At 60.3% G+C, this 15961-nt stretch carries 14 protein-coding genes; 7 read left to right on the top strand and 7 right to left on the bottom strand.

All coding sequences use genetic code 11. The annotated features are described in order from the left end of the window. The first annotated feature begins 17 nt into the window (after positions 1-17). Positions 18-1949 carry a glycoside hydrolase family 127 protein gene (locus JNB85_RS10435; RefSeq protein ID WP_220334251.1) on the top strand — a complete coding sequence of 644 codons (1932 nt, stop codon included), beginning with the start codon at positions 18-20 and terminating at the stop codon, positions 1947-1949. A 10-nt stretch (positions 1950-1959) separates the two neighbouring features. Continuing rightward, positions 1960-3057, top strand: a complete 1098-nt coding sequence (locus tag JNB85_RS10430; protein ID WP_220334250.1) for an ABC transporter ATP-binding protein — start codon at positions 1960-1962, stop codon at positions 3055-3057. Positions 3058-3101: 44 nt separating this feature from the next. Here JNB85_RS10430 and JNB85_RS10425 read toward each other — a convergent pair whose 3' ends face one another. Then, the gene (locus JNB85_RS10425) at positions 3102-4400 is read right to left on the bottom strand and encodes an alpha/beta hydrolase family protein (protein WP_220334249.1); all 1299 of its coding nucleotides are present in this window, start codon (positions 4398-4400) and stop codon (positions 3102-3104) included. Between the two features lie 97 nt (positions 4401-4497). Here JNB85_RS10425 and JNB85_RS10420 point away from each other — a divergent pair, with 97 nt between their 5' ends. The 3 genes from JNB85_RS10420 (at position 4498) to JNB85_RS10410 (ending at position 8483) form a co-directional block, all read left to right on the top strand. Continuing rightward, on the top strand, positions 4498-5643 hold the full coding sequence (locus JNB85_RS10420; RefSeq protein ID WP_220334248.1) for a M24 family metallopeptidase: 1146 nt from the start codon (positions 4498-4500) through the stop codon (positions 5641-5643). A gap of 433 nt (positions 5644-6076) precedes the next feature. Further along, entirely contained in the window at positions 6077-7255 is a 1179-nt protein-coding gene (locus JNB85_RS10415) for an alpha-D-ribose 1-methylphosphonate 5-triphosphate diphosphatase (protein WP_220334247.1), read from the top strand. A 268-nt stretch (positions 7256-7523) separates the two neighbouring features. Further along, positions 7524-8483 carry a S1C family serine protease gene (locus tag JNB85_RS10410; RefSeq protein WP_220334246.1) on the top strand — a complete coding sequence of 320 codons (960 nt, stop codon included), beginning with the start codon at positions 7524-7526 and terminating at the stop codon, positions 8481-8483. 94 nt (positions 8484-8577) lie between these two features. Here JNB85_RS10410 and JNB85_RS30930 read toward each other — a convergent pair whose 3' ends face one another. The 6 genes from JNB85_RS30930 to JNB85_RS10385 form a co-directional block, all read right to left on the bottom strand. Then, positions 8578-8712 (bottom strand): hypothetical protein, encoded by a 135-nt coding sequence (locus tag JNB85_RS30930; RefSeq protein ID WP_262928177.1) that lies wholly within the window; start codon positions 8710-8712, stop codon positions 8578-8580. Positions 8713-8763: 51 nt separating this feature from the next. Continuing rightward, positions 8764-9183 carry an organic hydroperoxide resistance protein gene (locus JNB85_RS10405; RefSeq protein WP_220334245.1) on the bottom strand — a complete coding sequence of 140 codons (420 nt, stop codon included), beginning with the start codon at positions 9181-9183 and terminating at the stop codon, positions 8764-8766. 159 nt (positions 9184-9342) lie between these two features. Continuing rightward, positions 9343-10668: an ATP-binding protein gene (locus JNB85_RS10400; RefSeq protein WP_220334244.1), complete on the bottom strand. Its 1326-nt coding sequence runs from the start codon at positions 10666-10668 to the stop codon at positions 9343-9345. Then, positions 10665-11405 (bottom strand): response regulator, encoded by a 741-nt coding sequence (locus JNB85_RS10395; protein WP_220334243.1) that lies wholly within the window; start codon positions 11403-11405, stop codon positions 10665-10667. The genes JNB85_RS10400 and JNB85_RS10395 overlap by 4 nt, the downstream gene beginning before the upstream one ends. A 136-nt stretch (positions 11406-11541) precedes the next feature. Continuing rightward, on the bottom strand, positions 11542-12582 hold the full coding sequence (locus JNB85_RS10390; RefSeq protein WP_220334242.1) for an alpha/beta fold hydrolase: 1041 nt from the start codon (positions 12580-12582) through the stop codon (positions 11542-11544). 137 nt (positions 12583-12719) lie between these two features. After that, the gene (locus JNB85_RS10385; RefSeq protein ID WP_220334241.1) at positions 12720-13088 is read right to left on the bottom strand and encodes a DUF488 domain-containing protein; all 369 of its coding nucleotides are present in this window, start codon (positions 13086-13088) and stop codon (positions 12720-12722) included. 206 nt (positions 13089-13294) lie between these two features. Here JNB85_RS10385 and JNB85_RS10380 point away from each other — a divergent pair, with 206 nt between their 5' ends. Both JNB85_RS10380 and JNB85_RS10375 read left to right on the top strand, forming a co-directional pair. Beyond that, the gene (locus JNB85_RS10380) at positions 13295-15070 is read left to right on the top strand and encodes a cytochrome c biogenesis protein DipZ (RefSeq protein ID WP_220334240.1); all 1776 of its coding nucleotides are present in this window, start codon (positions 13295-13297) and stop codon (positions 15068-15070) included. Positions 15071-15113: 43 nt separating this feature from the next. After that, positions 15114-15872 carry an alpha/beta fold hydrolase gene (locus JNB85_RS10375; RefSeq protein ID WP_220334239.1) on the top strand — a complete coding sequence of 253 codons (759 nt, stop codon included), beginning with the start codon at positions 15114-15116 and terminating at the stop codon, positions 15870-15872. Positions 15873-15961: the final 89 nt, after the last annotated feature.

Raw genomic sequence — 15961 nt, 5'->3', positions numbered from 1 at the left:
CCGCTCAAGGAGTCTCCATGCCCATCGCCCAGAAATCCCAGTCACGAACCCCGATCGACCGTTACGTGCCGGCCGACCACACCCGCGTCGCCTTCACGGGCGGCTTCTGGAAAAGCTGGACAGAGACCGTGCGTGACGTGACGATCCCTACCCAGCATATGCGGCTCGATGAGGAGGGCTTTCTCGAAGTGCTCGATTTTGACAAGCCAGCAGGCCCGCTCGTGCGGCCGATCCAGCCGAGCGGGCTGTCAATGCAGCATTTCTTCGATTCCGATTTCGGCAAATGGATCGAGGCGGCAAGCTACACGCTGAAGAACAATCCGAATCCCGACATTGAAGCCAAGATCGACGCCATCGTCGAAAAGCTCGAACATGGGCAGATGAGCGATGGTTACCTCAACAGCTGGTTCATCCGCCGCGAGCCGGAAAAGCGCTGGACCAACCTGCGCGACCTGCATGAAATGTATTCGATGGGCCATCTCTTGGAAGGCGCCGTCGCCTATTTCGAAGCGACCGGCAAGCGCCGTTTCCTCGACGTGATGATCCGCGCCGTCGATCATATCATCGACACGTTCGGCCGCGAGCCGGGCAAGCTGCGCGGCTACGATGCGCATGAGGAAATCGAACTGGCGCTGGTCAAGCTCTACCGTGTCACCAAGGATCCCCGCCACCTCAAGCTCGCCACCTATTTTGTCGACGAGCGCGGCCAGATGCCCTCCTATTATGATGAAGAGGCGCGCAAGCGCGGCGAAGACCCCGCCGGCTATGTCTTTCAGACCTATGCCTATAGCCAGGCCCATATGCCGGTGCGCGAGCAGACGCAGGTCGTGGGCCACGCCGTGCGCGCCATGTATCTGTTCTCGGCCATGGCCGATCTCGCCTTCGAAAATGACGACGAGAGCCTGAAGAGCGCGTGCGACCGGTTGTTCGATAATCTGATCGGGCGCCAGCTCTATGTCACCGGCGGCCTTGGCCCTTCGGCATCGAACGAAGGCTTCACGAGGGAATACGATCTGCCGAACGAAACCGCCTATGCCGAGACCTGTGCGGCAGTGGCGCTCGGCTTCTTCAGCCACCGCATGGCCCAGATCGAGCTCGACAGCAAGTTCACGGACAAGCTCGAAACAGTGCTTTACAACGGCGCATTGTCAGGCATCTCGCGTGACGGCGAGCACTATTTCTATGAAAACGTGCTCGAGAGCCACGGCCAGAACCGCCGCTGGAAATGGCATTACTGCCCCTGCTGCCCAACCAATATCGCCCGCTTCATCACCTCGCTCGGCCAGTATTTCTATTCGACGAAGGCCGATGAAGTGGCGATCCATCTCTACGGCGAAAATGCAGCCGAGCTCTCGGTCGGCAATACCTTGCTACGCCTTAAGCAGACAACCGAATATCCTTGGAATGGTGATGTCGGGATCTCGCTCGGCCTCGAGCAGCCAAAGCACTTCACGCTACGTCTGCGTATTCCGGGCTGGTGCCGCGATGCCGGGGCCTTCGTTAACGGCGAAGCAATCAAGCTCGATGTCGCCAAGGGATATGCGGTCATCGAACGCGAGTGGAAGGACGGCGACGAGGTTCGTCTCACCTTCGATATGCCGGTCGATCGTCTCTACGCACATCCGGCGGCAACCGAAGACAATGGCCGCTTCGCATTGCGGCGCGGTCCGGTGATCTTCTGCGTCGAGGAGGCCGACCTTGGCACGGAGCCACAACGCCTCAGGCTGTCCTCTGAGGGCGAGATCATTGCGAACTACGACGCGGCACTCCTTGGTGGCGCCACCGTTCTCGAAGGCGATGCGCTCGAAGCCGATGCGTCCGACTGGCAGGAAACGCTCTATCGCACTGAGCCACCGGCGCTGAAGCCGCGGCGCTTCAGGGCGATCCCCTATCATCTCTGGGCAAACCGAGAGCCGGGCGCAATGGCCGTCTGGCTGCACGAAAAGTAGGGAGGTCACCATGGCACGACTTGAACTGCGCAATGTGATCAAATCCTATGGTATTTACGAAGCCGTTCGCGGCATCAACCTTGAGATCGAGGACAATGAATTCGTCGTCTTCGTCGGTCCCTCCGGCTGCGGCAAATCGACGACGCTGCGCATGATCGCCGGCCTGGAGCACATTACCGGCGGCGACATCGTCATCGGCGATCAGGTGGTCAACCGGCTCGGCCCCGGCAAGCGCGACATTGCCATGGTGTTCCAGAACTACGCGCTCTATCCGCATATGAGTGTCAGGGAAAACATCTCCTTCTGCCTCGAACAGCAGAAGCTGCCGAAAGCGGAGATCGACGAGCGCATCAATCGCGCCGCCGAGACGCTGCATATCACCGAACTCCTGTCCCGGCGTCCCGGCCAGCTCTCAGGCGGGCAGCGCCAACGCGTCGCGATGGGCCGCGCCATCGTGCGCAATCCCAAGGTCTTCCTGTTCGACGAGCCGCTTTCCAACCTCGATGCCAAGCTGCGGGTGCAGATGCGGACCGAAATCAAGCGCCTGCATCAATTGCTGCCTACCACGACAGTCTATGTCACCCACGACCAGGTCGAGGCCATGACCATGGCCGATCGCGTCGTCGTCATGAATGGCGGCATCATCGAACAGGCCGGGCCGCCACAGGAACTTTACCATCGTCCTGTCAGCCAGTTCGTGGCCGGCTTTATCGGTTCACCGTCGATGAATTTTCTGAATGCGACGCTAGAGGCCATGGGTGGCGGACTGGCGGTCGTCCTCGAAGATGGCAGCCGTCTTGCCGTTCCGGAAACGCGGGTTGCAGAATATCGGGCCCATGCCGGCAAGCCGGTCATTTTCGGTATCAGGCCGGAATCGATATCGAGTCTGTTCTCGAAACCCGGCTTTGAAACCTTCGAGGCAGATATCGATCTGGTCGAGCCGCTCGGACCGGAAACAATGATCTATTTCGACATCGGTTCGGTCAGCATCTGCGCCAATGTCGATCCGGAGAGCGATCCGCGCCCGCGTACGAAAATGCCGCTCTCTTTCAACATGAACCGCATGCATCTCTTCGATCCCGTCAGCGGCAGATCGCTTTCGGCCTGACGACGGCGTACGCGTGGACGTAGCGAAGGCGGAAATCCCTCGGATTAACCGAGGGGGCCGCCGCGATCGCGCACCATTTGCCTTAGACGTGTGAAGACAGCGGCTGACTGGCGCACACCATCGTGCTCGAATTCGTTGGTCACCCACGTCTTGATATTGCCGACATCACGGGCAGTGGCGAGCGACAGATCGGCGTCGACATACATGTCGTCGAAATAGACCGCCGCGGCGATGGGGATCTCGTTCGAAGCCAGCCGGGCCGGATCGTAGAGCGGTTCGAATTCATCGCCGCGCGCCAGCGCTTCCACAGCGCCGCGGAAGGGTCGCAACGAGCGGATTTCTTCGAACATCCACGGATACATCATCTCGCCGGTCAGATAGAGCGGCCGGCTCTGTTCGCCGAACTCCGCAAATTCCGATCGGATGCGCTGCGCCGCCCAACCAGTCGCGCCTTTGCCCTGCCCGTAAATGCTTTCCTGCAGCACCGCAAACATGGGGTTTGCGTCGTAGGAGGTGAGAGACATGACCGAAGCCAGAAAGGCATCGGAAAAGCGCGTTTCCGCCGGATCGGAGAAGGCCTCGTCGACCAGCCAATGCACATTCTCGTATCCCGGCGCCATGCCGAAATCGATGCCGATGGTCTGCAGCCTGCGCACCGTCAGGCGATCCCCATCAGGCAGACGCACATCGTAGGCCGCAATGCGATCGGCGATCCGGGCGATGCGGTCGCGGTCGGCCGGATAACGCTGGTAGTATTCCCGGTTCTTGGCAGCAACGCGCGGATAGGTGCGGCGGTAGACATCATCGGCAGTCGCCGAAAGCCCTGCCAGTCCGCCCGTGACATAACACGCAGCCAGTCCCTCCGGCGCCTGCGACAGATAGGTCAGCGTCAGGAAGCCGCCATAGCTTTGGCCGAGAGTCTCCCATCGCATACCATCGAAGACTGTCTTCCTGAGATATTCGCAGTCGGCGATGATGCTGTCGGCACGGAAGTGGCTGAGATAGTCTGCTCCGGCTTTCCCATCCGCAAATGCCGCCATCGTGGCACTCTCGATCCAAGTGCTCCTTCCGGTGCCGCGTTGATCGAGCAGCACGACGCGGTAGTTTTTCAGCGCCTCACCCAACCAGGGCGGTCCGCCGCCGACAGGCCGCGGCGACTTGCCGCCCGGACCGCCTTGCAGGAACAGCAGGACCGGCAGTTTTTCCTGTTTGCGGGAGGGATCGCAGGCCTCACGTGCAAAAACCCTGATCGATGCGCCGTCCGCATTTTTCCAGTCGAGCGGCACGTCGACGAAATGGTCGCGGATATGGACACCGGGGATCGTATATTCGCTGACGAGCATGATCAAAATCCTGTAGATTGTTTGTCGACACAGTGCCTACAATTGCCCTATGCTGGAATCAAGCATCTGATTGCGCCAAAAGTAACGGGTATAGAACGTGTCTCTCCCAACCTGGTCACATCCGGTCGCCGCCATCACGGACGAAGAACGAAGCAATCGCCTGTTGCGCCTGCGCCAACGTATGGGAGCAGAGGGCATAACCGCTACTCTGCTCGGCCCGACCGAGAGCCTGCGCTATTTCACCGGCCTCGTCTGGCACCTGAGCGAGCGCCTGCTCGGCGCGGTGGTGACAGACGACAAGCTCACGTACATCGTACCCGGTTTTGAGCGCAGCCGCGTCGAGACGCTGCCGCATCTGCCTGGTGAGATCGCCGTCTGGGAAGAAGAGGAAAGCCCTGCAGCATTGGCATCGCGGCTCGTCGGCCCGTCCGGCAAGCTCGCGCTCGACGATGCGTTACCGCTTGCCTTCTACCACGCCTTTACGAAGGAGATGGGGGCGGCCCGCCTTGCCGATGCAGGGCCTGCCATCCATGCACTACGCGCCATCAAATCGCAGGCGGAAATTGCCCTCATCCGGTATGCGATGGGCATCACGCTGGATATTCACCGCAAGGTCCGCAACATGCTCGCCCCCGGCACAGCAGCCTCGGATGTGGTTCGCTTCATCGACCAGCAGCATCGTTTGGCCGGCGCCGATGGCGGCTCGACCTTCTGCATCGTCTCCTTCGGTGAAGCGACTGCACTGCCACATGGGGCGGACGGCGAACAGATCCTGCAGACGGGCGACGTCATTCTCGTCGATACGGGCTGCCGGATCGATGGCTATCATTCCGACCTGACACGCACCTATATGCTGGACGAGGGCAATGGCGCGTTCGAACGCGCCTGGGCAATCGAACGCGGGGGTCAACAGGCCGTTTTCGATGCGGCAAAACTCGGTGCGGCCTGCGAAAGCCTTGATGCCGCTGCCCGAAACACTTTCGCGCGCCACGGCCTCGGCCCGGACTATCGCCTACCTGGCCTGCCGCACCGCGCCGGTCACGGTCTCGGCCTCGAAATCCACGAAGCGCCTTATATCGTGCGAGGCAACAAAACTCCGCTGGCCCCAGGAATGTGCTTTTCGAACGAGCCGATGATCGTGTTTCCGGGGGAATTTGGTGTCCGCCTGGAAGACCATGTTCATATGACCGAGGACGGTCCCTGCTGGTTTACGACGCCGGCTGCAAATCCTTACGCAGTCTGAGTTCCATTCCGCAAAAATGCGAGAAGCCTGTTCGTGCCGGTCACAGCCGCCGCGTCCTGCAGCCACGTCAAGCTCAGCCGAGATCCGCGACATCAGCCCGTAGAAGGAGCGCAGTCGGCGATAATGGAAGGTCCACCTTGACCTGCATAGGATGCATAATCCGCATAGGTTTTTTTATCGATCGCGTGAGAAATGTCAGATGGTTAGATGACAGGCACTAAATCTGACATTTCCCAGAGAGCGGCTAAAACTACCCCTGCATCTCCTGCATCCTATGCGGCACTCGATTAGACGAAAGCGCTTGCCGGTAGCCGATTGTTTCCATGAGGCGCCGGCGGATCAAAGATCTTGCTGACATGTTTCGTCATCACAGCAGCGTAACAGGCTAGGCCGTCGCATCGGCAGATCCGACAGATCCAGGATGGAGCAGAGAATGTGGCTGAGTGATTTCGAAGTCGTGCTGCGCGATAGGGTCATACCTCGCGGCGCAGTCAGGATCGAAGGCGGCATGATCGCGGAAATCAGGGAAGAACCTGCGGCTTCCGCCGATGTCAACGGCGACGGCAGGCTGCTGCTTCCCGGCTTCGTCGATATGCATGGAGACATGATCGAGCGCGAGATCGAGCCGCGTCTGAATGTGCGCTTTCCTTTGGAACTCAGCCTCTTCGAACTCGACAAGAAACTCGCCGGCAATGGCATCACCACCGCCTTTGCAGCGCTTTCCTTCCACGGTAACAACGGCTACGGCAACGTCCGCTCGGAAGAACATTCGCGTTCCATTATCCAGACCCTGATCGAGCTCCGAGAAAATGATCTTCTTGTCGACCACAGGGTCCATGCGCGCTTCGAAATCACCTTCACCCATGCCCGCGCCGTGATCGAAGATCTGCTGCGGGCCGGCGCCCTCGACCTCGTGTCGCTGATGGACCACACGCCAGGACAAGGCCAGTATCGCGATGTCGAGCGGCATATCGAGACGATCGCCCGGAACAACAAAATCACGCTTGAACAGGCAGCGCGCCGCGTGCGAGAGCGCATCGAATACCGGACCCAAAGCAATGATGCGGTCGACAATCTGGAGGGAATTGCAGCCACTGCTCGCGATCATGGCGTCATCATCGCCTCCCACGACGATGACAGCGCGGAGAAAGTTGCGATCGTCGAGGGATTGGGTGCGCGCATCAGCGAATTTCCAGTGACGATGGCAGCGGCGCAGGAAGCTCGCAAACTCGGACTGGCAACAGCCATGGGGGCGCCGAACGCGCTTCGCGGCTTGTCTTATTCGGGCAATCTTTCTGCCCGCGAGGCCTATGAACACGGCATTCTCGACATTCTGGCGAGCGATTATCATCCCGCCAGCATGTTGCCGGCCGCCATAGCGCTTGCGAATGCCGGATCAGGTGGGCTGCCGGCATCTGTGGCACTTATCAGCGCCAACCCTGCGACCGCGCTGAAGCTCACAGATCGCGGCGCGATCGAAGTTGGCCTGCGCGCCGATCTTGTTGTGGCGGAGAGAGGTCGTCTGCCCCGGCTGAGAGCAACCTTCAGCCGCGGAAAACTGGTTTACTCGGATGGAACAGTCCCGGGGCTCTCAACACCAACCACGATTTGACACTGAAGACGGCTATTGCATTTTCGGAGTATTGCGACGCGGTCGTCGACTTCCCCTCGCCTCTCGGCAACAAAACGCTCACCCTGCCCAGCTGCCCTGCAAGGCAGCAGCCTCGCCCATTGGGGCTTCGGACATCACGTCTCTTGAAAGACGCCGTTACAAGTCTCACCTGATATCTCCATTGTTCACCTGTCGAACGACAGCCCTTTGCCTCCAGCAGTCGCTGCCGGTCCTCAACGTCGACGCCTCACGCGTCGGAGGAGATTTCATGGGATTCATTGATCGTGACATTCAGCCGTCGTCAGACGCCGGGCTGCTGGATGCCTATTCCGAAACGGTGTCGAATACCGTCGATATGGTCGGCCCGGCCGTCAGCCGCATCGAGCGGATCGGCGGGCGGGCGGGACATGGTTCCGGCTTTGCCATTTCGCCGGATGGTCTCGTCGTCACCAACAATCATGTCGTCGGCGATGCGAAAGCCGTCACTATCAAGACGCCCGACGGCGCCATCGTCGAAGGCCGGGTGCTCGGCCGGGACGAAGACACCGACCTTGCCCTGATCCGGGCCAATGACTGGTCCGGTGCCTGGGCGCAGCTTGCCGACTCGAAGAAGCTGAAGCGCGGGCATATCGCGGTTGCCATCGGCAATCCGCTTGGCTTCGAATGGACTGTCACAGCCGGCGTCGTTTCCGCTCTCGGACGCTCGATGCGCGCTGCGAGCGGTCGTCTGATGGAAGATATCATCCAGACCGACGCAGCGCTCAATCCCGGCAATTCAGGCGGTCCACTGGTCTCTTCGGCCGGGGAAGTCATCGGCGTCAATACCGCTGTTATCCAGGGGGCGCAGAGCATTGCTTTTGCGGTCGCATCCAACACTGCCAAGCATGCCGTGTCCGAAATCCTGCGCTTCGGCGAGGTGCGCCGCGGATACATCGGCATCGCAGCCGATACCGTCGATCTGCACCGTCGCATTGCGCTTGAGGCCGGCATCCCGCAGCGGACGACTGTCCGCCTGCGCCGCGTCGAAGCCGGCGGTCCTGCCGCAAAAGCCGGTCTTCGCGAGGGCGATTATCTGCTTTCGATCGGCGGTCAGCCGGTATCGGGAATAGACGATGTGGTCCGGCTTCTGGATGGATCGACGATCGATGCCGAGATCGATGTTTTGATTTTCTCGGTTGCGGGCCGGATCGAGCAACGCACGGTACGCCCGACCAAGAGAGCCCACTAGCAAGCGCATCTGCAACCTATTGACTGCCTGAAACAAACGAGGCACCCGTTTCTGGCGGATGCCTCGTTGTTCTTTTCAGCGATCCGGGCCGGAATCACGGCGATATCGGCACCGTCGAGATCGCCGCAAGCAGCCCCTCCAGAGCAGATGGCTCCGTAGAGAAGACGTCGTAAATGCAGGGCGCCGCAACGACAGCCGCCCCCAGAATGCAGATGATGATCCTTCTCATCGAAACCTCCGTGGACACAGCCAAGCTGCGCCCGGTTCGTATCTGGAATGTTTAGACGAGGTTCAGCTCGACATTGATGTTGCCGCGCGTCGCCTTCGAATAAGGGCAGGTCTGGTGGGCTTCCTCGATCAGCGTACGGGCGACTTCAGGCTCCAGACCCGGCAGGCTGATGTTGAGGCGGGCCTGCAGGAAATAGGCATCGCCGGTCATTCCGAGATCGACTTCAGCGTCCACGGCGGTATCGGCGGGAAGCCTCAGCTTGCGCTTGCCAGCAGCAAGGCCCATCGCCCCGATGAAGCAGGCCGACCAGCCGGCGGCAAACAGCTGCTCAGGATTGGTACCGGCATGGGCGCTGCCCGGAGGCGAAAGCTTCACCTCGAGCTGCGCATCGCTGCTGCGGGCCGCACCGTCGCGGCCGCCGGTGGTGTGAGTCTTGCCGGTGTAAAGAACCTTTTCGATCGTCGTCGTCATGAGAGCACTCCTTGGTTTCGTATCGCGACCTGCGACATCTGGTGACGGAGTGGTTTTGACGGCCTGACGTATCCCGTATGTTTCCAAAATCGGCCGAACTGTATCAAAGCGTAGCGCCGGTCTGTCCGGACATTCTCGCGTACAAATGCAGCGAAAGATTCAGTTGGCGCGGATCGTCACTTCGGCCGCCAGCCCACCGCCCTCGCGGTTATAGAGCCGCACCGAGCCGCCGATCGCGGCTGCCAATTGCTGGGCAATGGCAAGGCCAAGGCCTGTGCCGCCCGTCTCACGGTTGCGCGACTGTTCCAGCCGGAAGAAGGGCTGCATGGCGGCTTCGAGCATGGCGCCCGGAATGCCGGGACCGCGATCCATCACGGTGATGGCGATCGCCTCCTCATCTTTCCGCTCGACACTGATTTCGGCTGCGCCTGCGAATTTCAGCGCATTATCGATGAAGTTCGTGAGAATGCGGCGAAGTGCATGCGGTTTTGTCGACGCAAGGCCCTGTACGAGGCCGGCGACGCTGACTGGCTTGTCCATATCCTGATAGTCATAGGCGATGCTGTCGATGAAGGACGCGAGGTCTATGCGGGCCAACTTCTCGCCATTGCCATGGGCGCTGCGGGCATAAGCGATCCCATCCTGCACGAGACGTTCGATCTCAGCGAGATCACGCACCAGCTTGTCTTTTTCAGGGGAATCATCGGCCATATCGGCGCGCAGTCGCATGCGGGTGATCGGCGTCTGCAGGTCGTGGGAGATCGCAGCCAATATCTGTACCCGCTCTTCGAGATAGTGCGCGATCCTCTCCCGCATGGCGTTGAAGGCGCGGGCAGCATGGGCAACCTCCCTCGGTCCTTGCTCGCTGAGCGGCAGGCCTTTTTTGTTGGGATCGAGTGCATCTGCTGCAGCCGCAAGTGCACCGAGCGGCCGGATTGCCTGGCGCACCGCAAACCAGGTGCAAAGCACCAGCAGCACCATCTGGATAGCAAGCACATAGGGCAACCATGCCGCAATCGGCATCGGAGGCCGCGGCGTGATGTCGATCGTCAGCGGGCTTCCGTCACTCAGCGTCAGATGCGCCTGCAGCCGGCTGACGTCGCCCGGAATGGATTCTATGCGGATCGGATAGGCGCCGCCGATCGCCTCTTCGATCCTGCCGCCGATTTCCCTGCCCTTGCTGGAATTGTCGGGCACACCGGGCAGGCCCGGCCCAAGTTCGAAACGATAATTGCCGCGGCTGAGACGATCGAGCAGGTCGCTGCGCTGATCCGCCGGCAGACGGTCGAGAACGGCGATCGAGGTCGCGACATCACTTTCCAGTGTGCCAAGCATGACGGCCTTGGCCGACATGGAACGCTCGACGAAGAGCACGGTGAAGGACAGGCCATAGGCAACCGCCAGACCGAAGAGCATAATAAGGAAAAGCCGAGCCCTGAGCGTGCTCGGCCAAAGCCCCGAGCGAAGAGCAGCTCCCACGCTCATGACCTGGCCTCTTCAATCTCCACCGGAACGGAAAAGACGTAACCTTCGCTGCGCACCGTCTTGATATAGGTCGGCTCGCGCGCATCATCCCCCAGTCGCTGGCGAACCCGGCTGACCAGAAGATCGATCGAACGGTCGAAGAGTTCGGCGTCACGGCCCTGCGTGAGGTTCAGCAGTTGGTCGCGGTTGAGCACCCGCTGCGGATGATCGATGAAGACGCGCAGCAGCCGATATTCGGCGCCGCTCAGCGCAATCTCGGTTCCCTGCCTGTCGAGAAGATGCCGGCCGACCGTATCCAGGCGCCAGTCGCCGAAGCGAAGCCACTGTCCTGCCTCCGAAATCTGCAGGTTTGGCGGCAGGGCGCGGGTGCGGCGCAAGACGGCCTTAATGCGTGCCAGCAATTCGCGCGCGGCAAAGGGTTTCGGCAGATAGTCGTCGGCGCCCATCTCCAGTCCGATGATGCGATCCATCTCGTCGCTGCGGGCCGTCAACATCAGGATCGGTGTTGCCTTGTGCTTACCGGCACGCAGCTCACGACAGAGCACAAGCCCGTCATCGCCCGGCATCATGAGATCGAGCACGATGAGATCGACCGTATTGCCTTCGAGAAAGCTGCGCATCTGGCGGCCATCGGCGGCGACTGACGTCCGAAGCCCGTTCTTCTTCAGATAGCTTGAAACCAGTTCGCGGATTTCACGATCGTCATCGACGATCAGGATATGGTCGACGTGCTCCATGTCGGACTTTCGGATCCTCTATCTGCTGGCTCGAAGCAGAATTGTTATCTCAGATGCAGACTCGTTGCTTACTGTTTTGACTCTGAATTGGCTGCCGCGAAACAGGGAACTCCGTTCGCGGCAGCCGAGGCAGGGCTTAGAAGCGATCGACATCCAGGATGGCCTGGGCAAAGGCCTGCGGTGCTTCTTGCGGCAGGTTATGGCCGATGCCGCCGGTTATGGTGCGATGCTCATACCTGCCGGTGAACTTTTTGGCGTAGGCCGAAGGCTCCGGATGCGGCGCGCCATTGGCGTCGCCTTCCATGGTGATGGTCGGTACGGTGATGACGGGAAAGGCAGCGAGCTGCTTTTCCAACGCGTCATATTTCTTTTCACCGTTGGCAAGGCCAAGCCGCCAGCGGTAATTGTGAATGGTGATCGCGACATGGTCGGGGTTTTCGAATGCCTTGGCAGAGCGGTCGAAAGTTGCGTCATCAAATTTCCACTGCGGCGAAGCGAGCTTCCAAATCAGCTTCGCGAAATCATGCCGGTTGGCCTCGTAGCCCTCGCGGCCGCGTTCCGTAGCGAAATAGAACTGGTACCACCAGGACAACTCGGCCTGCGGCGGAAGCGGCTTCTTGTTCGCGTCCTGGCTGCCGATCAGATAACCGCTGACCGAGACCAAACCCTTGCAGCGTTCCGGCCAGACAGCGGCCAGGATGTCCGCGGTGCGGCCGCCCCAGTCATAGCCGCCGATTACGGCACGCTCGATCTTCAACGCATCCATGAAGGCGATGATATCAGTGGCGATGGCCGCCTGCTGACCGTTGCGTGGTGTCTTCGCGGAGAGGAATTCGGTTGTGCCATACCCGCGCAGATAGGGGATCAGTACCCGGTAGCCGGCATCGGCGAGCGCAGGCGCCACGTCGACGAAGCTGTAGATGTCGTAGGGCCAGCCATGGAGCAGCAGCACAACCGGACCATTCGCGGGACCGGCCTCAGCGTAGCCGACATTCAATACGCCAGCCTTGATCTGCTTCAGCGCTGCAAAGGACGTGTTCGAACCTGCCGTGACGGCGGGCGCGGTCACCTGAGACTGGGCGTTGGCGGCGCTGGTCAGGCCGAACTCGACGGCCGCCATGGTCATGGCGGCAACACCAAAAAAACGACGACGCTGAAGATTGATTTCGCTGGACATTGGCTTTCTCCGTTTCGAGTGGATAGCAGGGAGAAAACAACCGGCATGTATCCCCGATGTTTCGGGCATCCGCTTTTATTGCATGCGGATGTAGCATCCGGCCTTCCGGATACATTCTGATACAATTGGCTGCCTTCTTAATCGGAAATTCGCTGGATGAGGACATCACGGAGCACGACCGCGTTGTTGCGCTCGTCATCACGGGCCGCATAAAGCAGGGTGACGGTGCCTTTCTTGGTGAAATCGAGCACCTGATTTATCTCTTCCTCTTTCTGCTGAAGCTCGGCCCTGTAGCGCTTGCGGAATTCCTCCCAGCGCCCCGGTTCATGATTGAACCAGTGGCGCAATTCAGTGCTCGGCGCGACATCCTTTAACCAGGCATCGAAGGCGGCGCGCTCCTTGCTCAGGCCGCGCGGCCAGATCCGATCGACCAGCAGCCGGATACCATCTGTATCTGCCTTGGCTGCATAGGCCCGCTTTAGCTTTATGGCTTTCGCTTTGACCATTTTTTCATCCTCCGTGCCTGATCCACGCCAGGTAAAGCGGCGATGAAGTGAAGATAGCGCAGCCGCGATGACGGCGCTTCCTACACTTCGGTACATATTGCCGCGAACCCGGACACATAGGAGATACATGGCCTCAACAGATTAGCGCCGTTGCTGGCCGAGCCGCATCGCCGTCCAGAACCCAACAGGTTTCAGAGGAAACGATGATGACGCTTCTTATCATTGCCTATCTCGGAGGGGCGCTGACCATATTCAGCCCCTGCATCCTTCCAATCCTCCCCTTCGTCTTCGCCCGAGCTGGACAGCCATTCGTGCGCAGCACGCTGCCAATGCTGATCGGTATGGCCGCCACATTCGCGTTGGTGGCCACACTTGCCGCCATTGGCGGGAGCTGGGCGATCAATGCCAATGAATATGGCCGCCTTGCTGCGCTGACCCTGCTTGCCGTCTTCGGCGTCGGCCTGATTTCGCCGCGTATCGCGAGCTTCATCACCCTGCCGATCGTCGATCTCGGCAACCGCCTGCTGAACGCTTCCGGCAAGACCGGTGCTGCGCCGACTGTGGCGAGCGCGCTCGTTCTCGGCGTCGCAACCGGTCTGCTCTGGGCGCCGTGCGCCGGGCCGATCCTCGGTCTCGTACTGACCGGCGCCGCACTTCAGGGCGCCAACCTGCAGACGACGTTCTTGCTGCTTGCCTATGCCGCCGGTGCCGCGACTTCGCTGGCTATCGCACTCTCCGTCGGCGGCAAGATCTTTACCGGCATGAAGAAGTCGCTCGGCGTCAGTGAGCGCATTCGTCAGGGCCTCGGCGCTGCCGTACTTGCAGGTGTCGTCGTTATCGCACTCGGCCTCGACACCGGCCTGCTCTCGCAACTTTCCTATGCCAGCACGTCTTCCTTCGAGCAGGCCGTTCTCGACAGGGTGAATATTAAGCCAACCGATGGAGGATCGTCCGAAGTCGCAAGCAACGACAAGACGATCGGTCTTTCCGACGCGAAGAAACCTTTCCATAGCGATCTACCCGTCGAAGGCCGTGCTCCGTCACTGGACGGCGCCGTCGAATGGCTGAACTCGCCGCCGCTGACGACTGAACAGCTTCGTGGCAAGGTCGTGCTCGTCGATTTCTGGACCTATTCCTGCATCAACTGCATCCGCACGATCCCCTATGTCCGCGCCTGGGCTGAAAAATACAAAGACCAGGGTCTGGTCGTGATCGGCGTGCATGCCCCGGAATTTGCCTTCGAAAAGAAGATCGACAATGTCAAAAAGGCCATCGCCGACTTCAAGATCGGCTACCCGGTCGCTATCGACAACGACTACAAGATCTGGCGCGCCTTCGATAACAGCTACTGGCCGGCTCATTATCTGATCGATGCCAAGGGCCAGATCCGCGAACATCACTTCGGCGAAGGCAACTACCGACAGACCGAGCAGGCGATCCAGGACCTGTTGCGCGAAGCCGGCAGCGAGATGGCAGTAAGTGCACCGGTCGTGCCGGATGCGAAAGGTGCCGAAGCAAGCCCGGACCTGAAGGACATCGGCTCCGGCGAGACCTATATCGGCTATAAGCAGGCCATTGGCTTTGCCTCCAATGAGAGTATGCGCGCCGATGCCGCCAGGGACTATTCGGTCAAGCAGCCAAGTCTCAACCAGTGGGGTCTTTCGGGCAAATGGACTGTCGGCGCCGAAGAGGCAACGCTGGATCAGGCAGGCGGCGGTATCGCCTACCGCTTCAGCGCCCGCGACCTGCATCTCGTACTCGGCCCAAGTGCTGACGGCAAACCGATCCGCTTCCAGGTGACGATCGACGGCAAGGAGCCGGGTGCCGACCATGGCAGCGATATCGATGCCGATGGAAACGGAACCGTGACCTCGACCAAGCTCTACCAGCTCGTGCGCCAGTCAGGCGCGGTGGAAGCACGCAACTTCGAGATCCATTTCCTCGATCCCGGCGTTCAGGCCTACGCCTTCACTTTCGGCTGAACATTCCTTCTCTCGTTTAACTTGAACAACAGGAGCAAATATCATGAAACGCAAATATTTTTCTACCATCGCTCTCGCCTTCGCAACCAGCGTCATCGCTTTTGCCGCCCATGCAGCGGATGTGAAGAACATTGTCATCGTCCACGGCGCACTCGCCGACGGTTCCGGCTGGCGCCAAGCGACCGAAATTCTCGAACGCCGCGGCTTCAACGTCACCATCGTGCAGGAGCCGATCACCTCGCTTGCCGATGACGTCGCCGCCACCAACCGAGTGCTGGACCTGCAGGACGGCCCGACCCTGCTCGTCGGCCACAGCTACGGCGGCATGGTGATCACCGAAGCCGGCAACAGTCCTAACGTCGCGGGCTTGGTCTACGTCGCGGCCTTCCAGCCGGACAAGGGTGAAAGCCTCATCAGCCTGGCGAGTTCCAAGCCGGCTGGCGGCATGAATATTCGCGAGACGAAGGACGGAAAATATCTTTATCTCGACCCGGCCGCCTTCGCGAACGACTTCGCCGCTGACCTGCCGAAGAACGAGGCCGCGTTCCTCGCAAAGTCACAAGTCTTCGCCTCCAAGGAGGCTTTCTCCGCCAAGGTTGGCGATCCCGCCTGGAAGGCTAAAAAGAGCTGGGCGATTGTCGCCACCGAAGACCGTTCGATCAATCCCGACCTAGAACGCGACATGGCAAAGCGGGCCGGCAGCACGGTGACGGAAATCAAGGCAAGTCACGCCGTCTTTGCGTCTCAGCCGGAGAAGGTCGCCGATGTGATCGCGAAGGCTGCCGAGGCAGCCGGCAAGTAATCAGGTCAAAAGCGCCAACCGGAGCCGGCAGATCACTCCGCCGGCTCATTTCTTTTGGCCATACAGTCTTCGCCTCGAGGAGACGGAGC

Source organism: Rhizobium mesosinicum, from assembly GCF_019511345.1.
Lineage (GTDB): Bacteria > Pseudomonadota > Alphaproteobacteria > Rhizobiales > Rhizobiaceae > Rhizobium > Rhizobium mesosinicum.
The sequence above is the reverse complement of the archived record's forward strand: the minus strand, read 5'-3'. Positions and strand labels throughout refer to the sequence as shown.